Raw genomic sequence first — 24,510 nt, 5'->3', positions numbered from 1 at the left:
ATTTATGAGACTAATTTATCCTTCAATTTGTATAGCACTGCTTTATTCATTTCAACTTCGGAGCCAAGTAGGCATAAATACAGATATGCCGAATGCGACATTTGAAGTAATGAAAGGAGAAGATCTAGTTCCACCTGGAGTGATCGCTCCAAGAATTTCTTCGGAAGAATTATCTACTTTGGGGTATTTATACACTGAAGCTCAAAGTGGAGCTATCGTATACATCACCACACCATTTCCTGGTACGGATGAAAAATTCAAATTGGTGAATGCTCCCGGATATTACTACTATAATTTCCCAAGATCCATTTGGATACCCTTTGGGGGAGATACACAGCCTTGGAATAATGTAGACCTTGCTACTACTGCTACTTCTAACACGCAAAATATATATCACCGTGGAAATGTTGTTATTGGAAACTCTGTTATTGATAAAAATGCTCAGTTGGAAATTGCATCTTCGAGTAAAGGAATTTTAATTCCTAGACTTACTAATTCTGAAAGGAATACCATAAATGATCCTGCCAATGGCTTAATTATTTTTAATACTACTACCAATTGTTTAAATTATTTTTCAACTGACGCAAACAAGTGGTTAAGTCTTTGTGGTGATTTTGGACCTGCAAATCTAAATCTTGTAAATTGTGATTCTCCAACAGGTCCAAAAGGCTCATTTAAAGCTGGAGTAAATACCACTGGTAATTCTGGTAATACCTATACAGTTGTAATAAATGTAAATGAACCTGGCTCTTATTCAATTGAAGTAAATACGGACAATGGATATTCTTTTAGGAAGACTGGTACCGCTACACATACAGGTGAATATACAATTGTGTGTGAAGCACAGGGTACTCCTATGAGGGAAGGAAGCGATATACCTACAATTACTATAAATGGTGTATCCTATACAACAAATTGCACATTACCTCCTATAACTGTTGAACCAGCCAGTGCAAAAGTTACAATTAATGATTGTAGCTCATTAACCCCTGTGGGAGATTATTATTCTAATGAATTATTATCATCATCAAAAAACTATATAGACATTCCAGTTACAGTGACCGGAGAAGGTTCCGTTATATTAAAAACTAATCTAGAAAATGGGTTTAGTTTTTCTTCAAATTCTGTCACCGTTAATCCATCTACGAATACGATTAGGCTATATGCTTCAAGAGCTCCTATAAATACAGGAATTACTTCTTTTACAATTGAAGGATACAGTTGCTCATTTAATGTAAATGTTACTTCTAATTTAGGTTCCTTTAAAAAACCCGCGGATAGATGTTCAAGTATATTAGCTAAGAACCCAAACGCAGCCGATGGTTTTTACTTTATTAAAGGCGGAACTGATTCTTATAAAACCTATTGTGATATGACTGGAGGAGGATGGACTTTGGTTAAATCTTATTCAGAAAAAGCCGCTTTAAACAGCGGTACCAAGTGGACTGCCAATGCCGGCTTTAACGTGAATGATCCAACCAATGTGATCACTACTGAAACTGGCGAAGTGGATCTTACTGCTTTTAGACTACCTTTATCAGTGGTTCAATCTATCGCTTCAGAAAATAAATACAAATTTTTAATTAAACAGGATATTAACGCTGCTCCTTCCAAAGATGCTTGGGCTGTGGATAATTATTCAATAAATACTGTTTTTTCCGGGGGTAATCCAACCACAGGAGACTATACATCCGTTGGCTATACTACAGAAGGAAAACTTTTTAGTTATTCTTTAACTAAACCAAGCACACAAAATAGAACACATATTTATAACGGTACTAGTTATAACAATGCTTATGGTTTTTGGAATCAAGTCTTTTATGCCGGTTATTACGGAGTTTGGGGAGGAGCCAGTAGATCAACCACTGAAACATTGACTTATACAACACCAGACGGTGGAACAGATGTGGTTTACCCATATTACATTAACGATTTATGGACGTTATACACCCCTGAAAATCAATTAAATCACCACATAGGAAAATGTAGGGTAGAGAACAATTCCAGTTCTGCAGAAGGCCCTGATTATGGGGGACTTTCAAGTTGTTCTGGTAACTTTAGTTATAGAACACCACATTCCTTCAATAACGGAGAAGGACGTATAATACAATCTTATATTAAATAAATGGTAACAATTAAAAAAGGTCTTAAAATTTATTGAGACCTTTTTTTTATAAATTTTTCTATTTCTTGTTTAAACTTGTCATAATTTCCCGAAGGAATTACAGTAACATTTTCAGCAGACTCTATACCACAAGCATCTGAAATAATGACGGGAATACCTTTTGCCATGGCTTGAAGAATAATTCGAGGAGAATGGTCTATATAAGCTGGATAAATGATTAATCCTATATCTTGGAAAATATCTTTAGAATCTGCATATTCAATATTTATATTATTCCAAAAAGATTTTGTTTCCATAGCACCTTTTTTAATCACTAATGGTAATTCTAATTCTTGTACAATTCTTCTTACTTCATACGCTCCTTTTCTTGCGAGAGAAGATCCAGGAAATAAAACTTTTAAACCTTTCTCTAAAGTTATATTTTTTTCAATATTTATAGACCAGTTAAGAAGTATACTTTTTTGAAAGAATAACTCTGAAATTTTTCTATGAGGAGTAACTATTTTTCTAGCTTTTTTCAGTCCTTTATCCTCGTTAATAATAATAGAATTTGGAGCTCTATACTCATTTAATGTATTAGTTTGCGGGTGTATATCATAAATTCCATCTAACTTTTTTTGTAAAATACCAATAGGATATCTATACATAAGAACATCAAAAGTCCTACCTCCCGTAAGATTATATTCAATAAAATAGGGTAATAAATTTTGAGAAATAACTAAATGAGTAGTTTCAATTGGTATTAACTTTTCAATTTTTTCAACCCCCCCCTATTCTTTTCAAATGATAATTTAAAAATATTTCCTTTTTTAAATTTATATTTTATGCATTGATAAATCTCTATTATGGAATAAGTAATTACTTCACCTTTATGAATAGTCCAAGATTTATTATCATTTTTTATTTTTTGTCTTTTAAAGAAAGGTAAAATTATAGTGGAATTATCCTCACTATAATTATTTATGTAATTCTCATACTCTGGTGAATATTCATCTACAACATAGGTTGTTTTTGAAATGTTTTTTATATTTATTTTTGGATTATTAAGTATACATACTTGATTACCGCAAGTATAACAATCATTAATGATAGAGGTTTTTAAATAATTGTTATCTTCTATATCTCTCCGTACATTGTTTACTTTATTATAACTCTTAATAGTAACAATTAGTTTTTCTGATGTCATTTCCACCTCAATTCTAAAGGATTGAGTCGATAAAAATCTTAAATCTATATAATTCCATTTTACTGTAGCATCTCTATCTACTTCTGCTAATGAGCCTTCAACCACTAAAGAATGTCTATGACGCTCCAAAATTTTAAAATTTGCTTTTATAGCGGCATCGTACAATGCATTTGAAAGCTGACATAATCCTCCACCAATGGTGGGTAACAAACATCCTTCTCTTATTTCTCTTCCTACTACAAAGCCTCTTGATTTAAGAGGTTTACCTATATACTTCCAAAAACTAAAAGTTTCTCCTGCTGGTATTTCTAATCCGTTAATTTTTCTTGAAGCTATTCTAAGATTATGAATTTTCCCCGCTGTAAGTATCCTATGCTCCTTCTTTTCATTATTCGTCCATAAATCACTTTTTGAAATAGAAACCACTGGTAAATTTTTGAATTGATTTCCTACAGGAAATTTCTTTATTCTATGGAATTTATTTTGAAAATTTCTTTTTAAACACCATAGATTGGTTTTAACATAAAATAGAAATGTCTTATACCAACTATGTTTTTGGGCTAATGCAACGGCATCATGATCTTTCATTTAAAACCTCATTGATGGACGCCAATATAATTTCGCAACCATTTTCAATTTCTTCTTTAGTGATTGTTAAAGGAGGAGAAATTCTCATATATTCATTTCTGTACAATTGCCAAAAAACAATTAAACCTTTTTCCATACATCTTTTAGCTACTTCTAAAGTAAATTCAGGCGATTCAAGTTGAACCGCTAACATTAATCCTCTTCCGTTTATGGATCGTATACACGTATGTTGTAATTTTTCTCTAAATAACTTTTCTTTTTCATGCACCTGATCCATTAAATCTGTCGTTAATAATTCGTGCATTACAGCACATGCAGCTGCAGCTGGGACAGGATTTCCTCCAAAAGTGGTAATGTGTCCCAATTTTGGATTATCTGCCAAACTTTCCATCATTTGCTTTGATGTTGTAAAGGCACCAATAGGTATACCTCCTGCCATACCTTTACCCATCACTAAAATATCTGGGACGATATCATACCACTGAAAGGCAAATAATTTTCCGGTTCTTCCGAATCCGGGTTGAATTTCATCTAAAGCCAGTAAAGCTCCTACCTCTTCGCATCTAGATTTAAGTTTTTTTAAATAATTATTTTTTGGAGTTAAAAAACCAGCAGCTCCTTGGATCGTTTCAACAAATACCCCTGCTGTTTTTGAGGTAATTTTATGTAAATCTTCTTCCTCATTAAATCTTATAAAATCAATTTGTGGCAATAAAGGCTCAAAAGGTACTTTATTTGTATCCCTTCCTGCTAAACTTAAAGAACCTTGTGAATTGCCGTGGTAGGCATCTATAAAGGATATTATTTGTTGTCTTCCTGTATAACGTTTCACTAGCTTCATAGAAGCCTCAATAGCTTCCGTTCCGGAATTTACCAAATAGGTAGTATGCAACGGATCCGGTAAATTTTCTGCCAGCATCTTACATATCTGTACTGGTTTTTCCATTGCATATTCACCATAGACCATCACGTGCAAATATTTATCTACCTGGTCTTTAATTGCCTTAATTACTTTAGGGTGAGAATGCCCCAAGGTATTGGCAGATACACCAGCTACGAAATCTAGGTATGCTTTTCCATCTTTACCATATATGTAATTCCCTTCTGCCCTATCAACCTCAAAGCCTGAAGCAAAAAAAGTGGTTTTAGCTTGATATTTAAAAAAATCTTTTTGCAAATCTTCCATTCGTTTATTCTATTATTATAATCATATAAAAATAAGGGATATAACTTTTACCTAGCTATTTTTGTATTTTTTTATTCTTCCGGTAAATATTGATAATTATAGATTATTTTATTTTGTACCATAAACATTTTTTTAGGTGCAATCCAATCATATTTACCTACTACATAAAAGTAACTACGATTATTTGAATCAGTTTCAATGATAACTGATAAATCATCTTTACCCTCAGGATGATCAATATCTATTATTTTCCCTGATTGATTAAAATTTATTTTTCTTAAAGTCAAATCTAAAGAGTCTGAAATTAGTATTGGTATATAATTCTTATTTTCTTTATGTAATAATTCATGGTATTTATTTTGTAAACTAAATATAAGATCCATTACATTGCTATTAACTTTGACGGATAAGTTCCTTCCAGCCTCCACCTTAAAATCTACCAAATCATTGTCATTATCTGGGATAGAAATGATTAAAGGATATTTTGAGTTATTTACAAATTGAACAGATGATTCTTTTTTTTGATTTAACTTATTTTCTAAAATTAAAAAATATTTAACATCCTTATGCATTACTATTTTACTATTTTTAACCACTTCAAGTGAATCCCAATGAATAGTGGATAGCTTATTTCTATTTTCAATAAATATTTCTTTTTCAAAGTTTACTTCCTCTTTAAAATTTTTAATACTATTCTTTTCTTTATCAGTAAAAACTCCTTTATTAATTACTGACAAAGATCTTATTATTATAAATAAAGCAAGTATAAATCTAATTATATCTCTCTTTCTTATATTTCTTATAGATATATTTTTTTTCTTATATATTTTATGATTCTCAGAAATTAATAGTTTTAAATCCTCATTAATATTTTGAATAAGTTTTAATTCTTTAATTATTTGATAGCATAATTTTTTATTTTCAAATTGTATTTCTACTGAAAAATTTATTAATTCAGTAACTAATTTATCTATTTGGTCGTTCAGTGATTCAGGTAGTTTATTTACAAAGTTTGAAAATGGTTCATTTAACCAATCATTGATCTGTGGTAACTTAGTTACATAAGTATTCTTATTAACATTCTTAAGTATATGAGTTTTGTCAATCAAAAAATTTTTAAGACTTTCAGTCGCTAAAAATTCATCTTCAAGTGTATCAATAAAAACAAAAAAATCTAGCCATTCGTTAACGAGTTTAAAATTTTTACTACTTAAACATTTTTTAAATACTTTATTTATTGAATATGCAAAATAGGGAGAAATAAAAGGTTTAAAATTACAATTTTGTTTATTACATAAGCTTATCCATTTCCCTAAAATGGGAAGATTTATTTCTTGCCTTTCTAAAAAATTTAGTAAACTTTTGTTTTCCCAAATTTGAAGATGAAAATTAAATCTTTGCAAAAAATCATCTCGCTCTATTTCTTTAAATATTTGGTCTTTTGAATAATCAAGATTTTCTAAGGTAATGTAGCCTTCCTTTGCAAAGGAGAATTCAAGACCAATAATTTTTTTTACTTTTTTTATATCTAAGGATTCTTTATAATCTATATTACAATATTCAAAAAGCCTTATAGGAGATTGATAGTTCATTAGCCAATACCTGTACCTTTAAATTTTTTGTTATCTTCTTGTTTATAGTAATCACTTTGTTTGGTGAGATATATTAAATCAATCATTAATCTTTTAAGTTCTTTATAATGGCTGTATTTAATAGCATCTTCCCCTGCTTTGATCAACTGTTGGGCTGCTTTGTAATTTTTATATTCTTCTGGTTGTAGTGATTGTAATGCATAAAAACGTCCGGTAATATAGGTATAGGTGTTCCACAATATTTCCCATTGTAGATCTTCTAATAATTCTATGTTTTTTTGTAAAAATGATGAATTTTTTGATTTTAAAATATCATTTTCTTTTTCAATTATCTTAGTATATCTTTGGCTAAGAATTTCTTTATTTTCATCGGCTGAACTTAATATTTCTTCAATGTATTCTTTAATTTCTATATACTTAAATTGTAAGTTGCTTAATCGTTCTTTTCCTCCTATTTTATCAACTTCCTGAGAAATTCTTGCCATAGTATCTGCCAGTATATAACGTTTATCTGTAGCATCATTTTCCTTAAGAGTCATTAATTGTTTTCCACTTATTTCTAATTTTTTAAGGAGATTTTCTAATTCTATAGCCCAAATTTCATTTTGGTTAAAATTGAAATCTTTTAGATTTTTTCTGAGCTCTTTTTCAAGGTCTTGGTATTGTTCTTTTAACCGTGATATACTTATGTGTTTTTCAGATATAGAAAAATTATTTGTAAATTCCTGCTGAGTCATTACTAAAAAGGTATTTACTTTTAACTCTCTATCGTCGGAAATTGAAATTTGAATTTCTATATCAGAACCTTTAATAAGGTCTGAAGTTAAGTCTTTTCCTGTGATTTCAATACAACCAATGGGAAGGTTTGAGATAGCTCTTGCAAACCGATCTCCTTCTAATAAATTTATAACTATACTATCTTCAGAACCCTTTACAACTGTCTTGGATACTTCTCTATATAAGGTTTTTTTTAAGGGTAGTATACTGTTTTTTTCAAAGATTACTTCTAATTTAGTTTTATAATTTTCTTGATCGTCAATTTCTATGCAAATATCTTTAGGTAAAGGTTGTCCCGATATGTGGAATTGTCCTTGATTAATGGAAAAGTCTTCCGTGAAAGAATTTATTTTCTCTCCATTAGAAGAGTAAATTTGCATTATAAAATGGTTGAGTGTATTGGTAAGAAGGGGTAAAAATTCTGTGAATTTAGATTTTAGAGTGATTAAGCCGGTATCAAACCCTCCATCCATTCGCAAGATTCGATAATTTAATCCTTGATAATCTCCTTCTACTTTTACCAATAGTACCTCTTCTTCCTCCTTACTCATTTGACTAAATCCTAAGTTTAGTTTAATGTTGGGTTTCTCCTCTTGGTGTTCACTAAAATTTTCTAAATTCTCTAAGAAATCATTACTTTCATGATTATTTATAACCATTTTAACTTTTTCTGTAGGTGTGTAAAACTTACTAGCAGCATAAAAACAGGCTCCAACTGCTACGGCTGTAGTAGGATCAATACTATTATTTACTGGTATTCCTGTTTTTATATTTAGCTGTTCTCTTACCCATGGAATAAAAGTACTTCCTCCTACCAAAATTATTTCATGAATATCTTGCGGTTGAAAGTTATTTCTGTTTATAATGGTTTGTAACATCTCCAAGGTTTCTTCGATTTTAGGAGATATTAATGAATTAAAATCATCGACTGAGATAGGAAATGTTAAATCATAAAATACACCATCAATTTCCATAGATAAATCTATTTCTGATTTTGCTTGTGTAGATAATTCCTTTTTAACTTCTTCTGCTAAATAGAGTAAATGATAATAAATTTTTTCGTACTTGCCGTGCTTAATCATTAATTGTTCAGCAAAATCAGTGATTCCTGTCTTTTCTACTATTTTTGGAACTATTAAATGTTCAATAATTAAGGCATCAAAATCTACACCTCCTAAAAAATTATTTCCCTCATGATCTTTAATCTTCATTTCACCATCTTTAATTTGAACCAAAGCTATATCAAAGGTTCCTCCTCCTAGATCATATACCAACCAATTCCCTTCTTTATCTTCCTTGGAATTATTAAAGTAGGCTAAACTAGCGGCTATAGGTTCTTGTAATAAAAATACTTCTTCAAACCCGGCTAATTTCCCTGCTTCTTTGGTTGCATTGGTTTGCATGGTATCGAAAGAAGCAGGAATGGTAATTACTACCGCCTCTGGGATCTCGTTAGTGTGTATAAAATTCTTTAATTCTCTTAGAAGAAATGCTGAAAGCTCAATGGGAGTTACATTTTCATCTAAATTTACTACGTAAAATCGATCATCAGTACCCATTCTTCTTTTAAAGCCACTAAAAACATTTACCGGATCTTTAACAATATATTCTCTTGCTTTATCGCCTACTAGTGTACGTTCTTTTCTAAAGGCAACGACTGAGGCTAATGTATCTTTATGTCCTATAGGGTTTTTATATAATACAACTTTACCTTCCTCGTATTTACCTATTAATGAATTGGTTGTACCTAAATCTATTCCAAAATTTACAGCTTTCATGATAATGACTTACTAATAATTAATTATTTATTTTCAACTAATACAATCCCTTTTTGAACTATAGTAATTCCTTGATTCTGTTGTTTATAAATAATTGGTTTGATTACCTGAGTAATCTTCATATTTGATGATTCTTTACCTACAAGGTTAGCTTCACAATCTGTACGAGTTTCCGAATATTTTTCTCCTAAGGGTACAATAATTTTATAACCTTCATCTTCAAAAATTGATAACATTCGGTTAACATTTCGCTCAATCTTACTGTAAAAATTTTCTTTTTCAGCTTTTTGCTTAATTTCAATAAGTTGATTAATTAATAGAATAGAGTTATTCATAGTATGTCCGTTTTGATTACAAAATTACTTAATTCATTTTTTACATTTTAATTTAATACTAATAAAATAAATGATATCACTTATAAATGCTTTTTATTAGGTGAAAAAAATTTAAACTATACAATTGCAACATAATTTTATAAAAAAATCTAAATAAAGATAAATAACTTTATATGTTTAAGCATATTTACTTTCATCTAAACACAATATCTACTATTTAACTTTATATATTTTGTAACTCACAAAAAATTAAAATGTTTGAAAAGACAATATTGTATAATGTTAAAGATTAATTCAATTAATACAATATTTTTTATATTTTTGTGAAAAATATAAAATACTATGAAAAAATTATTGTTATTCACATTAATTATTAATTTTTCTTTAATTTCTTGTAAATCAGGAGACAAGAATGAATCTACTAAACAAGAAGAAATTACTTACAAAAAACCAACCCCACCTAAATCAGAAGGCCCTATAAGAGTTTTATTTGTGGGTAATAGCCATACAGAGTTTATAATTAGCTATCCAAAAATTCTTGAAGCCTTAGCTAAAGCCAATGATAAAAAAGTTGAAATAGAAACATTATTGGAAATGGGTGTAAGCGTTGATGAAATTTTATCTTATAATAAAAGCAAAGCTGAAAAGTTATTTGCTAAGAAGGATACAGATGGAAATTACTTCGATTATGTAATTATTCAAGAATCTACTCCTGTTGCTATTGATGAGACAGATGAATATCTAAATGACAGTAAAAAAGTAATTGAGCTTATTTCAAAAAACAGTCCAGAGGTTGCTACATATATTTATGAACTAGCTTCTCCATTTAATGTTACAGATAGTGATTTTAATAGCATTAAAGATCATTTAAGCAAGCGTGCACAAGAGGTTGCTAAACAATTGACTAATGCTGAGGTATTACCTATAGGAACTATATTAGCTTCTGCCTACAACAATGATAAGGGTTATATTGCTGTAAAAGATGGCAAAGACCTATTACGTAATACAGATAATTCTAAACACCCTTTAAATGATGCTGGCTTTTTAAATTCTATTGTCATTTATAAATTTTTATTTGGAGAAACTCCTAAAATCCCTAATCAATTGCCTTTAGCTAAGGGAAATGAGCCAGGTAATTTTATTTTACAAGATGTAGATAAAGCAGTATCTAATCCGAAAGCATTAGAAGAAATTGCTGCTTCTTTTAAATAATACTTTTACTAGAATACTAAAAAAAGCATTAGGAATTAGTTCCTAATGCTTTTTTAGTTATAATTATTTATTAAAATTCAATATCCCATATTCCTGATACTCTTTCCAATTCAATTAAGGAAGATGCGTAGTTGAAAATAGTTTCGTAATAGCTTTTTTGTACATCATTATGGGTTCTTTGCGCATCTAACAACTCCAATAATGATGTCTCTCCTCTTTGGTAACTATACATTTTGCCTTTCAAAATTTCTTCAGCCTGTTTTAACAAATGATCTTTGTATTGTTTTACTTGTTTTTGAGAGGTAATATAATTATTATAGGCTTGAGTTATTTCCGTTTGAATTTGTAATTCAATTTGTTTGTATTCAAGGTTTGATTTTTGTATTGTATATTCTGCAATCTTTTTTTCTCCTTTTCTATTGTTAAGAAATCGTAGTGGAATATTTAAACCTGCAACAACTCCTGTATGATAGGGGGATGGAGCTTCTTCATTCGTTGCTTTACCATTGAGTTGTAAACCAGCACTTATTCCTAGATCCATGATTCTATTGGCATTGGCTAGTTTTAACATTTCTTCTGAAACTTTTACATTTTGTATCCCAGCCATTGCGTCTGCTCTATTGTTTTGTGCTGTTGTTATTAATTGTGAAAGATCAAAATCTCTATCAAATTTATTTAAGTCTCCTTCTGTCATCCACCATTGATCTGTTTGAGATTTCCCCATCACTAAAGATAAATTTATAAGCGAATTTTTCCACTCTGTTTCTGCTTCATAAATCTCATTAAGCATAGACTGTGCTTCAAATTTACTTTGTCTTGCATCAATATGAGCAATTACACCTAGCTTATAACGTAAACTGTCAGACTTTGCCAATTCTTCTAACGTATGGTAGGATCGTTTTTGTACGTCAAGTAGTTGTTTATTTTGCAAGGTTTGTAAATAAAGCAAAGTTGCATCTGCTCTAAGATTATTAAAAAAATTTTGTAATAAATACTTATTTAACTCCACTTCACTTTTGGCTAGATCAATTCTTGCTTTTCTTTTACCCCCTAATTCTATGGTCCATCCCAATCCTATTTCCATGGAATTGCCCATGTTTTTATTATTACTTCCACCCTCTAAACCAAGTTCGACGTCTGGAATTATTTTAGCAACATCAATTTCTGCTTCTGCTAAACTTACATTAAATTTTTCGGCAGCGTATTCCAGATTATTTTCGGCAACTTGTTTTATAAATTCGCCGTATGAGATGGTTTTCATCTTCATCTCTGGATGGCTTTGTGCCAATAGTTGAATAGTTGTAAATAAAGAAACTATAATAAATAAGGATTTTAATATTTTCATACCGTTGAAGAAGTTTTAGTGTTGTTGGCGTCAAATCTTTTTTCAATCATATAATACAAGGCTGGGAGTGCAAATAAGGTTATTACAGTTGAAAATAATAACCCGTAAACAATTACTGTTGCTAAAGGTCTTTGTACATCAGAACCTATACCGGTAGCCAATGAGGCCGGAAACAATCCTAATACAGCTACGGTAGCTGTCATTAACACTGGTCTAAAACGGTGCTTTGCTCCCTCTATGACTGCTTGTAAAAGATTTATTCCTTCTTTTCTAAGAACATTAATATGCGAAACCATAATTACCCCATTTTGAATAGCTATTCCTGATAGGGCAATAAATCCCACGGCTGATGATACATTTAGTGTCATTCCTCTAATATTGAGTGCTAACATACCTCCAAATAAAGCCATAGGTACAATACTCAAAAGTAAGGCGGCTAGGCGGAATTTGCCAAAGGCGGCATATAGCATTACAAATATGATTGCTAAAGTAATAGGAACTATTACTGCTAAACGTGCATCTGCTCTGTTTTGATTTTCAAATTGTCCACCCCATTTGATATGATATTTTTTGTGATCATATTTTACTTGTTCTTCAATCTTTTTTTTGGCATCCTTTAAAAGTTCACTTAAATCCCTATTTCTTATGTTTAATTTTACAGTTAAATGTCGTTTATTCATTTCTCTGGTTATGGTACTCTCGCCGGTACTTAACTTTATATCTGCCACTTGTGATAATGGAATTTTTGCTCCGGTGGAAGATGTTAACATTAAGTTGGCTATTTTATCCGGTGAATTTCTACTTTCTTCATTGTATCTACAAATAATATCATACACTTTGTTCCCTATGAATATTTGAGAAATTGCTTTCCCTCCAATAGCAACTTCTATTAGTTCCGCTACATCGGAAACATTTAACCCATACTGTGCAATCTTATCTCTATTGGCTACAATTTGTAATTGTGGTAACGGAGGTTCTTGATCTATGGCTAAATCAACGGCACCGTCTACAGTTTTTAATGTTTTCATTACATCCTCTGCAATTCTACGGGTTTCTTTAAAATCATCTCCGTATACTTTTACAACTAGTTCACTATGTGCACCTGATATTTTATCCATTACTCCATCAATCATGGGTTGTGAAAAACCAACGGTATAGCCAGGCATTTTTTCATATTCTTTTTCCAGTTCATTAATTAAGTCGTATTTGGTTTTTCCTTTGGGCCATTCTTTATAGGGCTTTAAACCTACTGAAACTTCAAAGTGAGAAGCGGTCCAAGGATCTGTACCATCATCGTTTCTTCCAGCTTGCACCATTACATAAGTAACTTCTCCATATTTCATGGTTTTAGCTCTTAATTCATCACTTAGCTCTTTAGATTTTTCCAATGAAATCCCTGGAGGTAATTGAACTTGTAACCATATGGAACCTTCATCTAACGGCGGTAAAAAATCCTTCCCTACTATATATGTAAGCCCCCCCGTAACTAGAAGAACTATGGATAAGGGTATAAATATTTTCTTTGGCTTTTGCATAATTTTTATTATGCAATTGTGATAAAGTTTGGTTAGCTTTTCAAGCCAGCGATTATGATAAATTTTTTGTGGTTTTTTATAAATTACATATGCTAAACCGGGGATTAATAGTAGTGCTACCAATAAAGCTCCAAATAAGGCGTAGCCTACTGTAAATGCCATAGGTGTAAATAATTTTTTTTCTACTCTTTCAAAAGCAAACAAAGGTAGGTAGGCTGTAATTATAATAAGTGTGGAGAATAAAATAGGCTTAGCTACTTCCGTTGCTCGTTGAGCTATGGTTTTCTCTTTAAATGTTTCATTTGGGTGTTCTTCTCTTCTCTTCAGTATAGTTTCCATCATAACAATCGCTCCATCTACAATTATCCCAAAATCTATGGCTCCTAGGGATAATAGGTTGGCAGGAATATTAGTAAAATGCATTAGAATAAATGCAATTAATAAGGAAAGAGGTATGGTTACGGCTACTAACAATGCACCTCTCCAACTTCCTAAAAAAACGATTAAAACAATTATAACTAGTGTTACACCTTCTAAAAGAGTACGTGAAACAGTATTTAAAGTTGTATTTACCAATTCTGTTCGATCCATAAATGGGTGAATTTTCACTCCTTTGGGTAAAGTTTCGTTGTTTAATTCATCAATAGCTTTATGAACTTCTTCTAGTACTACGGATGGATTTTCTCCTTTTAAAAGTAAAACTACTCCTTCTATACTTTCTGAATAATTCCTGTTTTTATCGGTATATCCGAGTATTCCTTTTCTTTCAATATTTCCATATTTCAAATCCCCAATGTCATTTAGCAATACAGGCACTCCATTTTCTGATTTCACAACTATTTTACCTAAATCCGATAAATCTTTGACTAATCCTATCCCTCTGATAACATAGCCTAAATCTCCTCTAGACAATACACTACCTCCGGCGCTAACATTATTATTTTCAATAGTTTCAGTTACCTCTGAGAGGGTTAAATTGTATTGATCTAATTTCTGTGGATTTAGTTCTATTTGAAATTGGGTGGTGATACCTCCAAAATTAGTAACATCTGCGATTCCAGAGACTTGTTTTATTCTAGGGATTATAACAAAGTTTTGTAAATCGGTAAGTTCTCTAAGATCATGATTATCACTTTCAATAATATATCTATAGATTTCACCTATGGGTGAAGTTAAAGGATCTAATTCAGGAACAGCACTATAGGGCAATTCCACTTCATTTAATCTCTCTTGTATTCTTGTTCTTGCCCAATAATCTTCTACTCCGTCGTTAAAAACTATAGTAATTATAGACAAACCAAAGGTGCTTTTACTTCGCATAACATTCATTCCAGGAAGACCATTTAAAGCTCTTTCTATTGGTATGGTTATTTGCTGTTCAACTTCTTCGGCTGCCAATCCGGGTACTTGGGTTACTACCTGAGAGGTAACATCTGCTATGTCTGGATAAGCTTCTATGGATAGTTGTTTCCATGAATAATACCCAAAGGCTGCTAGTAAACTGAATAATATAACCATTACCCAGCGTTTGTCTATGGCTGTTACTATTAATTTATACATCTTTCTTGTTCTTTATGGTTTACTGTGCATCTAATAAATAAATACCTCCTTCAGCTACGTATGTTTCTCCTGGTTGTAATCCAGATTTTATTCTTACTTTATCTTCAGAGATATTTTCAGTAACCACTTCTTTTTTTATATATTTATTATTCCCTGTTTGTACATAAACAAATTGATTTTCGCTATTTTGTAATACCGCTTTTGATGGAATAATAATGGCTGCGATTGGACAATCAGAAAAAAGAACATTTACATACATTCCCGGTTTTAAATTTCTATCTGAATTATTACTTTCCACAAAAACTTCCACACTTCTGGTACTTTCATCTATCATTTCATTGATGTGATAAATCTTCCCATACAAAGTTTCTCCGGGCAAGGCTTCTGTTTTAATTTCTACCTTTTTTAAATTATGTAAAAAGTTCATATTTTTTTCCTTTACTTGCCCTACAATCCAAACCTTACTTAGTTCTGCTATTTTTACTATAGGCTCAGAATCTTCTTTAAGATACTCTCCCATAATTATATTATTAGTAACTATTTCTCCGGCAATGGGTGAAGTAACTACTAACGGCTGCCCCAATGACATATTAGAAAGATTAACATTGTATGTTTTTAATACTGCTACTGCATTTTCAAGCGCCGATTTTTTAGTTTGAACATCTGTATGAGCTTCTTCTAACTCTCGTTTTATACCTACCCCATGATTAAAAAGATCTTGTTGACGTTTTAAATTGGTCTGTGCCAAAGCCAATTCTTGTTTAGAATCAAAATATTCTTTTTGTGCATTAAAAAAATCAGGAGAACTTATTGAAAATAAAGGAGCTCCTGCTACCACTTTTTCACCAAGATTTACATAAGATTTTAAAACCCTACCTGAAAAAGGAGGTAAAATTTCCGCATAATTGGTTGGTATTGCACGCACAGTCCCAACTGTACTAATACTAGGGCTATACTCTCCAACGACTGCTTTTTCAGTCTTTATTTTGGGTATTATATTAGAACCCTCTGGAAGTACTATGGTTTGACCATCAATAATATAATTTTTTGGAGTTTCTTCTTGGGCACTTTTGTGGCATGAGAATAAGACTGATATTACTAACAGTGCGCTTATATTTATTTTTCTTATCATATTCCTCCTAATTTATTATTGTTTTCGCAATCAGTGATTTAATCAATTGCAAAAGTAAGTAGTATTCAATAATTCGCTTATAGGAAGTCTTTTAAAAAATAATTAGAATTTTATTAGAAAATTATAGATGAGAAAGAATAACTGTAAATGTGGTTCCCAAATTTATTTTACTTGAAACAATGATTTCTCCACCATGAAGTTTTATTATCTTATCGGCCAAAGATAAGCCTATTCCGCTCCCTTGCGCCCATTCTTTATTGTTCCCTCTATAAAAGGGTTTAAAAATTTTTTTTAGTTCTTGCCTACTTATACCTATACCTTCATCCTTGAAACGAATTTCAATCTTTGAGTTAACAACTAGTATGCTTACTTGTGTTTTATGATCTTGAGAAAATTTACATCCATTTTCAATCAAATTTGCAAAAGCAACTTTTAAAAGATATTCATTCCCATTTACATGAATCTCATTTTCTTCGTGAAATTCATTTTCAAAGGAAAGATTGATACGATAGTTATTGTTTATTCTTTTTACTTGTTCACAACTATCCAATAATATTTCATCTATTCGTACAGGTTTAAAAGCTATTTGTGAAGGATCGTAACTTGCTTTGGCAAAATCCAATAAATTGTTGGACAGTTTTACTATTTTATTTGCATCCATCCATGCTTTATGCAAAGTGGTTTGATAATCTTCTATAGTATTTTCTCTTTGTAGTGCTATTTCTATTTCTGTAATTATAGCGGCTAAAGGAGTTCTTATTTCGTGTGAAATATTGGAAACAAATTTTTTTTGGGAATCAAAAGAATTTTCTAACCGATCCAACATTTGATTGAAAGTTTGAGCCAATTTAGTTAATTCATCTTTGTTCTTATTGATCTTTAAACGATAATCTAAACGATTGGCTGAAATTTCATTTATATTATCTGTCATCTCCGTTATGGGTTGAAAAATTCTCTTTACAAAATAATAACCGGTGAGATAGATAAAGAAAATGGAAACTACTATTAAAAAAATAGAGTTTTTTAATAATAGATGAAGTTCCTTGTAACCAAATTGATCGTAAGCAGCCGCTGTAATTATATAGGTTTTGTTTTTAAATTTATGTTTTAAACCTATCACCTGCCACTGATCTTGATAAAATTTAAGTTCTCCTTTAACCTTAATTTTATCCAACATAGAACGAGTTTCTTTCACAAAATCTATATCAATGGCATCGTGATAAACAAGTGTATAATTTTCATCGTATATAGCTACTTCTACTTCATCTATAATTTGTGAATTATTGTAGTATATATTTTGAAGTATTTGAGGAGGAACCTTTGCATCTACAAACAAATTGAATTTTGTAATCGCTTCCTTGGTAAGTAATTCGTAAAATTCCTTACTTCTATTTTTTTTTGCTGTAAAGTAAATTATTACTGAAAAAAAAATTAGAATGCTTACTGAAATAAATGTAAATAATAGAGTTAATCGATTACGAATTTTCATTCCTCTATGCTTTTAAAATGAATCCCATACCTGACTGGGTATGCAATAATTTTTTATTGTATCCTTTGTCTATTTTCTTTCTTAAGTAATTTATATATACATCTATGAAATTTGTACCCGTATCAAAATAAGTTCCCCAAACTTTCTCGGCAATTTCTAATCTTGGAATTACTCTGCCTTGGTTTTTAAGAAAAAATTCCAATAATTTAAATTCTTTAGGAGTTAATTTTATTTCAATATTGCCTCTTTTTACAATCTTGGTTTGTAGATTCATTTCTAAATCTTCACATTTCAATAAAAAATTATTTCCTAATTTTTCATGTCTTTTTAGTAAGGCACGAATCCTTACAATTAACTCACGAATTTCAAAAGGTTTTACCAAATAATCATCTGCGCCAGAATCAAATCCTTCCACTTTATCGTCTGTAGTCCCCAATGCCGTTAACATAACAATGGGTAAATAAGGCTTGATATTTTTTAAAGTTTTACAAATTTCCAGTCCGTTTTTAATGGGTAATAATATATCTGTTATCACTAATTCGTAGTCTTTGTTCAAAGCCAGTTCTTCACCTACTATACCATCAAAAGCCTGTGTAATTATAAACCCCTCTGCATCCAAAGCTTTTTTTATAAGTTCAGAAATTCTTATATCGTCTTCAATTAGTAGTATGCTTGCTGTATTTCTAACCATTTACTGTTTTGGTATACGCAAATTTGATTATAAAAAAAAACATATCCAACGAGTTGGATATGTTTTTTAGAGTTTAAATAGATTAGATATCTTTACTTATTAATGAATTTTTCATTTTTTATGAAAACATCCCTCTAATTGCATCCTCAAACATTATAGAATTTTAAATTATAAAACCAGATGTTATAAAATTTTTGGTAAAGATATATTAGTATTATATAAACAAAAGACGAAATATTTGAAGTACTTAAGAATCCATTTTAATAATTAAATCCATAAATATTCCCTGAATAAACTTAAAATAATAACTATCAATCATTTATATTTTGTAATGATTCATATGCATCTCTATTTGCTATTACCTCATTTCTTAAGATTTCTTAAAGCAATGTCATATTATGTTTTCTTCTTACCAATATATTCGAAGCTGAACTATAAAAAATACTGCTTGCTCTTTTGCAATTTATTATAAGGCTACAGCAAGCACCTCATTTTTTTTTGAAGCCACAAAAACTTTTTTAAAAATATTTAGCGACAAGAACTATTCTTTTAGTTCTAAAAAATTTTATCTATATCAAATGTGAAAGGATACATTTCATAACACTTCCAGTAGCCATTTTAAAATTATTATAACTGTTATAAAAGTTATAACTTATTAAATTTCCAAACATCTCTATTACTAAAATTTGTTTCAACTAAATCAAATTACATTAATTCATTTAAACTATTCTTTTGTATACATGGGATTTATATTTCTATATATAATATATTTTACATATCCAGTAAAAAATTATATATGGGGGTGAATATTTTTTAATTTAAACTTAGAATTGCATAAGAACAGTTGATAGTATAATTATAAGATACAAAATTTTACTTTTTTTATTAATGCTTAATTATTTTCTAAAAAAAATGTTTTTAAAATTAAATTATATATTTACTTTATTTAAAATTCCTAATTCTTTCATTTGCTCTTTACTAATTGGGGAAGGTGTATCAATCATAACGTCTCTTCCTGCATTGTTTTTCGGAAAAGCTATATAGTCTCTAATGACTTCCTGCCCGCCTAGAATTGCCACTAGTCGATCGAAACCTAAAGCGATTCCTGCATGGGGTGGCGCTCCATATTTAAAAGCATTCATTAGAAATCCAAATTGATTTTTAGCTTCTTCTTGAGAAAACCCTAACAAAGAAAACATTTTTGCTTGAAGTTCATCATTAAATATTCTTACGGATCCACCTCCTATTTCATTTCCGTTTAAGACTAAATCGTAGGCGTTTGCTCTTACTTTACTTGGATCTGATTCTAATAATTTTATATCTTCTTCTTTAGGAGAGGTAAAGGGATGATGCATAGCTACATATCTATTTTCATCTTCATCCCAATCTAAAAGTGGAAAATCTATTACCCATAAAGGAGCAATTTTTTTGGGATTCCTAAGCCTCAAACGTTCTGCCATTTCCATCCGTAATGCACTTAGCTGTGGTCTAACTTTTTTTGAAATCCCCGAAAGAATCAACATTAAATCACCAGGCTTTGAATTAGACTTATTTAATACTTCTTTTAATTGATCCTCTGAATAAAATTTATCAACAGAGGATTTTATAGTACCGTCTTCGTTGAATTTTATATAAACCAAACCATTGGCTCCTATTTGAGGTTTTTTCACCCAATCCGTTAATTCATCTAATTGCTTCCGGGTATATTTAGCGCAATTTTCAACATTTATACCTACAATCAATTCAGCTTCATCAAAAATCTTAAATCCACTATTTTTCAATTCTTCGTTAAATTCTATAAATTCCATTCCAAAACGAATGTCTGGTTTATCGTTGCCATATTTCTTCATGGCTTCATCATAGGTTATTCTTGGAAATTTTGGTATATCAACCCCTATTAATTCTTTTAAAAGGAGTTTAGTTAATCCTTCAAAGGTATTTATTATATCTTCTTGATTAACAAATGACATTTCGCAATCCACTTGCGTAAACTCAGGTTGCCTATCGGCACGCAAATCCTCATCTCTAAAACACTTTACTATTTGGAAATACTTGTCTAATCCTCCAACCATCAACAATTGTTTAAAGGTTTGAGGGGATTGTGGCAAGGCATAAAACTGCCCCGGATTTAATCTTGAAGGGACTACAAAGTCTCTTGCCCCTTCCGGGGTAGATTTAATTAATACAGGAGTTTCTACCTCTATAAAATCATTTTGAGCTAAATAATTTCTTATTAATTGTGCTACCTTGCTCCTAAATATAAGATTTTCTTTTACAGGATTTCTCCTTATGTCTAAATATCTATATTTCATTCTTAGCTCTTCTCCTCCATCGGTTTTATCTTCAATGGTAAATGGTGGAACTAAGGATGAGTTTAAGATTGTTAATGTCTTTGTAAGAATCTCAATCCCACCAGTAGGTATCTGAGGATTTTTACTGGATCGTTCGATAACTTCACCTGTGACTTGAATGACAAATTCTCGACCAAGACTTCGAACTTGTTCTAATAATTCTTGATTTGATCTTTCTTCGTCAAAAACTAATTGGGTAATTCCGTAACGATCTCTAAGATCTATCCAAGTTACGTATCCCATATCTCTTACAATTTGAACCCAACCACAAAGTGTTACAGTTGTCCCTATGTTTGATTCGTTGAGTTCTCCGCAATTGTGTGTTCTGTACATTCTTTTGATTCTTTTTTTTGGGGTTTGAGGTATAAATACAAAATTACATATATAATACTATATATGTAATTTTAATTAAGTCTATTAATATATACGTTTAAGATTTTATCTGCTCTTGTTCTAAGTTTTGAGTTTCTCCGTACGGATCAAATTCGCCTTCCCATTTAGCTACTACTGCGGAGGCTAAACAATTCCCAATTACATTTACTGTAGTTCTAGCCATATCCATAAGTGTATCGATGCCCAAAATCATAAGTATTGGCCATTCCGGCAATCCAAAAGAGGCTGCAGTTCCCATAAGAATTACTAGTGAAGCTCTTGGCACACCGGCCACCCCTTTACTCGTAACTATTAAAATTAATACCATCAGGATTTGATGTTCAAAAGTCATATGCATTCCTGCTGCTTGCGCAACGAATACACTTGCTAGTGATAAATACAAGGTTGTACCATCTAAATTAAAAGTATAACCCGTAGGCATAACAAAAGCTATTATTTTTCTGGGTACTCCTAATTTCTCCATGGCTTCCATAGCTTTTGGCAAAGCTGCCTCTGAACTAGCTGTAGAAAAGGCTATGGAGGCAACTTCTCCAATTTCTCTAAAGAAGCGTTTCATTGGCATTTTTATAAGCAATGCGATAGGAATGAAAACCAATAAAACAAAAACAATTAAAGCTCCGTATAAAGTAAGTAATAATTTCAATAAAGGAAGCAGTGCATCCAGTCCCATATGTGCCACGGTATAAGCGATTGAACCTAAAACACCTAAAGGAGCAAAATACATAACTACGTTAGTGAATTTAAACATGGTTTCTGCCAAGCTATCCGTGAAATTCACCATAAATGCTCTCTTTTTTTCTTCAACCATAATTAAACCTATTCCGAAAATGATGCTAAATACTACAATCTGTAATACCTGACCTTCTGCAATTGATTTTGCAAAATTTTCAGGGAAAATATGTAAAACTATATCTTGCCAAGTTTGGTGTGCAACTTGTGGTAATTCAGCATGTCCAGTTTCGATATGTTTGGTTCCAACTCCTGCTTGAGTAAGGTTTATGGCAGCTAAACCAATAAAAAGTGCTATGGTGGTTACCAATTCAAAATAAACCAAGGATTTCCATCCCATCCTTCCTACTTGTTTTAGGTCAGAATGCCCTGCAATACCATGTACTAAGGTTGCAAATATTAATGGAGCAATTAAGGTTTTTATAAGCTTTAAAAATATTTGACTTAGTATTTCTAAATTTTTACCTAAAGTTGGAAAATCAAAACCTATACAGGTTCCTAAAATTAAGGACACAAATATCCAAGTTGTCAAATTTTTCTTATTTATACCATAAACTAGTAATGCTACTACTGCAATCCATCTGCAATAAAATAATAAGGATTCAGATAATCCTCCAAAAAAGATATAGTAAGAATAAATCATAGCTATTGCAAATACAAAAAATATAGGTATAACCTTTGAAATTTTCTTGGATAAGTAGTAAATTAATGCGAATACTAGTATGAACGTTGATATAAAAAATCTTGCTAAAGATGTATCACCAAATAATAAATGACGTACAGAAATAATTATATTTATGGCTAGGAATATTAAAATTAAAAACGTATATAAACTTCTTTTTTTCATATTAAACATATATTCAACAGATTACTTATTTTTTATTTATGATTAATTTATTTCGAATTATCTCAATGATGCCTGGAAGCAATGAAAAAACGATAATAAATACTATTAAAAATTTTAGATTTTTTTGAATCCAAGGTATATTTCCTACAAAATATCCTAAGAATATAAATATGGATACCCAAATGACTCCACCAAAAATATTATACCTTACAAAGAATTTATAATTCATTCTTCCCATACCAGCCACAAAAGGAGCAAAGGTTCTAATTATAGGCACAAACCTTGCTAGTATAATAGTTTTACCTCCGTGTTTATCGTAAAATTCATTGGTTTTTTTCAAATAACTTTGCTTGAAAATTTTAGAATTCGGGTTACTAAAAAGCTTATGTCCAAAATATTTGCCGATTTCAAAGTTTATAGAGTCTCCTAAAATTGCAGCAATAACCAACAAAATAGTTAATAAATAAACATTTAATCCATTATCTTCTATGGCTGCTAAAGCTCCTGCGACAAAGAGCAATGAGTCTCCCGGTAAAAAGGGGGTTACCACTAAACCGGTTTCACAAAATATAATTAAAAACAGGATGAGATAAACCCATAACCCGTAATCTCTTACTAAATCTCTTAAATGAGCATCAATATGTAAAATAAAATCAATTAAGACATAAACGAATTCCATGTAAAGTAATTTTATAAAAATTAAGACGGTATCCTTCTAAAGAAAGTTTTAATTTTTACAAATATAATGAAATCATCTACTTTTCCAAATTATACGCTAAAATTGACAAAATTTTAGTCTTAAATTTCATCTAAAAACTTTAAGTAAATTTTTGCATTGTTTGTATATCAAGTAATAATTATTAGATTTTAAATAAAAAGAGTTGGAAATTGAAATTTCCAACTCTTTTTATTGTTGTTAAGCAAGTACTATTTACGAATTGCTTCTTGGTAACGCTTATTTACTTCATCCCAATTGATGATATACCAGTAATTCTTTATATAATCAGCCCTTCTGTTTTGGTAGTTTAAATAATATGCATGTTCCCAAACGTCTAGACCTAAAATTGGAGTGCCATTGACATCAACAACCCCTAACATTAATGGATTGTCTTGATTCGCAGTTGAGGATATTTTTAAATTTCCATCTTTATCTATTAGCAACCATGCCCAACCAGATCCAAATTGACTGGCGGCTGCTTTGTTAAATTCTTCCTTAAAAGCTTCCACAGATCCAAATTGCTTTTTAATTTCTTTTACAATAGGGCCTCCTATTTTTGATTTTTTTTGAGGGGTTAACACTGACCAAAATAAGGAATGGTTATAGTGTCCTCCACCATTATTACGAACTGCCATACGAATTTCTTGAGGTAAATGATTGATATTCACTATTAAATCTTCCAAGATCATACCTGAATATTCTGGATGTTTTTGTAAAACATCATTAAGATTTTTCACATAGGCTGCATGGTGTTTGGAATAATGAATTCGCATCGTGGTTGAGTCTATACTCGGTTGCAATTCATCGTACTTATAGTTTAAAGTTGGTAAACTAAATTGTGCAGATAACTGTATACTTAATAATAAGATACTAATAAAAAAAATGTTACTAATTTTCATTGGACTATTTTTAATTTAATCCCAAATATACTTCTTTTTATC

General features: G+C 30.6%; 17 protein-coding genes. 2 read left to right on the top strand and 15 right to left on the bottom strand.

All coding sequences use genetic code 11. The features are described from left to right. The first annotated feature begins 4 nt into the window (after positions 1-4). Positions 5-2,125 (top strand): fibrinogen-like YCDxxxxGGGW domain-containing protein, encoded by a 2,121-nt coding sequence (locus ETU10_RS06285; RefSeq protein WP_146310746.1) that lies wholly within the window; start codon positions 5-7, stop codon positions 2,123-2,125. Between the two features lie 29 nt (positions 2,126-2,154). Here the strand turns inward: ETU10_RS06285 and ETU10_RS06280 are convergent, their stop codons facing one another. The 6 genes from ETU10_RS06280 to ETU10_RS06255 form a co-directional block, all read right to left on the bottom strand. Further along, positions 2,155-2,772 (bottom strand): glycosyltransferase, encoded by a 618-nt coding sequence (locus ETU10_RS06280; RefSeq protein WP_146310744.1) that lies wholly within the window; start codon positions 2,770-2,772, stop codon positions 2,155-2,157. 95 nt (positions 2,773-2,867) lie between these two features. Further along, complete coding sequence (locus ETU10_RS06275) at positions 2,868-3,899, bottom strand: VanW family protein (protein ID WP_146310742.1); 1,032 nt, start codon at positions 3,897-3,899, stop codon at positions 2,868-2,870. Continuing rightward, positions 3,886-5,076: an aspartate aminotransferase family protein gene (locus tag ETU10_RS06270; protein WP_146310838.1), complete on the bottom strand. Its 1,191-nt coding sequence runs from the start codon at positions 5,074-5,076 to the stop codon at positions 3,886-3,888. The genes ETU10_RS06275 and ETU10_RS06270 overlap by 14 nt, the downstream gene beginning before the upstream one ends. Positions 5,077-5,156: 80 nt before the next feature. Beyond that, entirely contained in the window at positions 5,157-6,677 is a 1,521-nt protein-coding gene (locus ETU10_RS06265) for a hypothetical protein (RefSeq protein ID WP_146310740.1), read from the bottom strand. Next, positions 6,677-9,232, bottom strand: a complete 2,556-nt coding sequence (locus tag ETU10_RS06260; RefSeq protein ID WP_146310738.1) for an Hsp70 family protein — start codon at positions 9,230-9,232, stop codon at positions 6,677-6,679. The genes ETU10_RS06265 and ETU10_RS06260 overlap by 1 nt, the downstream gene beginning before the upstream one ends. 23 nt (positions 9,233-9,255) lie before the next feature. Next, complete coding sequence (locus tag ETU10_RS06255; RefSeq protein WP_146310736.1) at positions 9,256-9,567, bottom strand: hypothetical protein; 312 nt, start codon at positions 9,565-9,567, stop codon at positions 9,256-9,258. Between the two features lie 342 nt (positions 9,568-9,909). Between ETU10_RS06255 and ETU10_RS06250 the strand changes: the two genes are divergently transcribed. Continuing rightward, on the top strand, positions 9,910-10,779 hold the full coding sequence (locus tag ETU10_RS06250; protein ID WP_146310734.1) for a hypothetical protein: 870 nt from the start codon (positions 9,910-9,912) through the stop codon (positions 10,777-10,779). Between the two features lie 70 nt (positions 10,780-10,849). Here ETU10_RS06250 and ETU10_RS06245 read toward each other — a convergent pair whose 3' ends face one another. The 9 genes from ETU10_RS06245 to ETU10_RS06205 all read right to left on the bottom strand — a co-directional run bounded on the left by ETU10_RS06245 (position 10,850) and on the right by ETU10_RS06205 (position 24,468). Then, positions 10,850-12,124, bottom strand: coding sequence for a TolC family protein (locus ETU10_RS06245; protein WP_146310732.1), 1,275 nt, complete (start codon positions 12,122-12,124; stop codon positions 10,850-10,852). Then, a complete protein-coding gene (locus ETU10_RS06240) occupies positions 12,121-15,219 on the bottom strand; it encodes an efflux RND transporter permease subunit (RefSeq protein ID WP_146310730.1) in 3,099 nt (1,032 codons plus the stop codon). The genes ETU10_RS06245 and ETU10_RS06240 overlap by 4 nt, the downstream gene beginning before the upstream one ends. 19 nt (positions 15,220-15,238) lie before the next feature. Beyond that, complete coding sequence (locus ETU10_RS06235) at positions 15,239-16,351, bottom strand: efflux RND transporter periplasmic adaptor subunit (RefSeq protein ID WP_146310728.1); 1,113 nt, start codon at positions 16,349-16,351, stop codon at positions 15,239-15,241. A gap of 121 nt (positions 16,352-16,472) precedes the next feature. Next, entirely contained in the window at positions 16,473-17,840 is a 1,368-nt protein-coding gene (locus ETU10_RS06230) for a HAMP domain-containing sensor histidine kinase (protein ID WP_146310726.1), read from the bottom strand. A gap of 4 nt (positions 17,841-17,844) precedes the next feature. Further along, the gene (locus tag ETU10_RS06225; RefSeq protein ID WP_146310724.1) at positions 17,845-18,531 is read right to left on the bottom strand and encodes a response regulator transcription factor; all 687 of its coding nucleotides are present in this window, start codon (positions 18,529-18,531) and stop codon (positions 17,845-17,847) included. 929 nt (positions 18,532-19,460) lie between these two features. Then, a complete protein-coding gene (gene aspS, locus ETU10_RS06220) occupies positions 19,461-21,215 on the bottom strand; it encodes an aspartate--tRNA ligase (protein WP_146310722.1) in 1,755 nt (584 codons plus the stop codon). Between the two features lie 97 nt (positions 21,216-21,312). After that, complete coding sequence (locus ETU10_RS06215; protein WP_246118427.1) at positions 21,313-22,851, bottom strand: dicarboxylate/amino acid:cation symporter; 1,539 nt, start codon at positions 22,849-22,851, stop codon at positions 21,313-21,315. Positions 22,852-22,876: 25 nt separating this feature from the next. Then, positions 22,877-23,530, bottom strand: a complete 654-nt coding sequence (locus ETU10_RS06210) for a DedA family protein (protein WP_146261773.1) — start codon at positions 23,528-23,530, stop codon at positions 22,877-22,879. Between the two features lie 248 nt (positions 23,531-23,778). Beyond that, positions 23,779-24,468: a superoxide dismutase gene (locus ETU10_RS06205; protein WP_146310720.1), complete on the bottom strand. Its 690-nt coding sequence runs from the start codon at positions 24,466-24,468 to the stop codon at positions 23,779-23,781. Positions 24,469-24,510: the final 42 nt, after the last annotated feature.

The sequence above is a fragment of the Apibacter muscae genome (genome assembly GCF_007845595.1).
GTDB lineage: Bacteria > Bacteroidota > Bacteroidia > Flavobacteriales > Weeksellaceae > Apibacter > Apibacter muscae.
The sequence above is the reverse complement of the archived record's forward strand: the minus strand, read 5'-3'. Positions and strand labels throughout refer to the sequence as shown.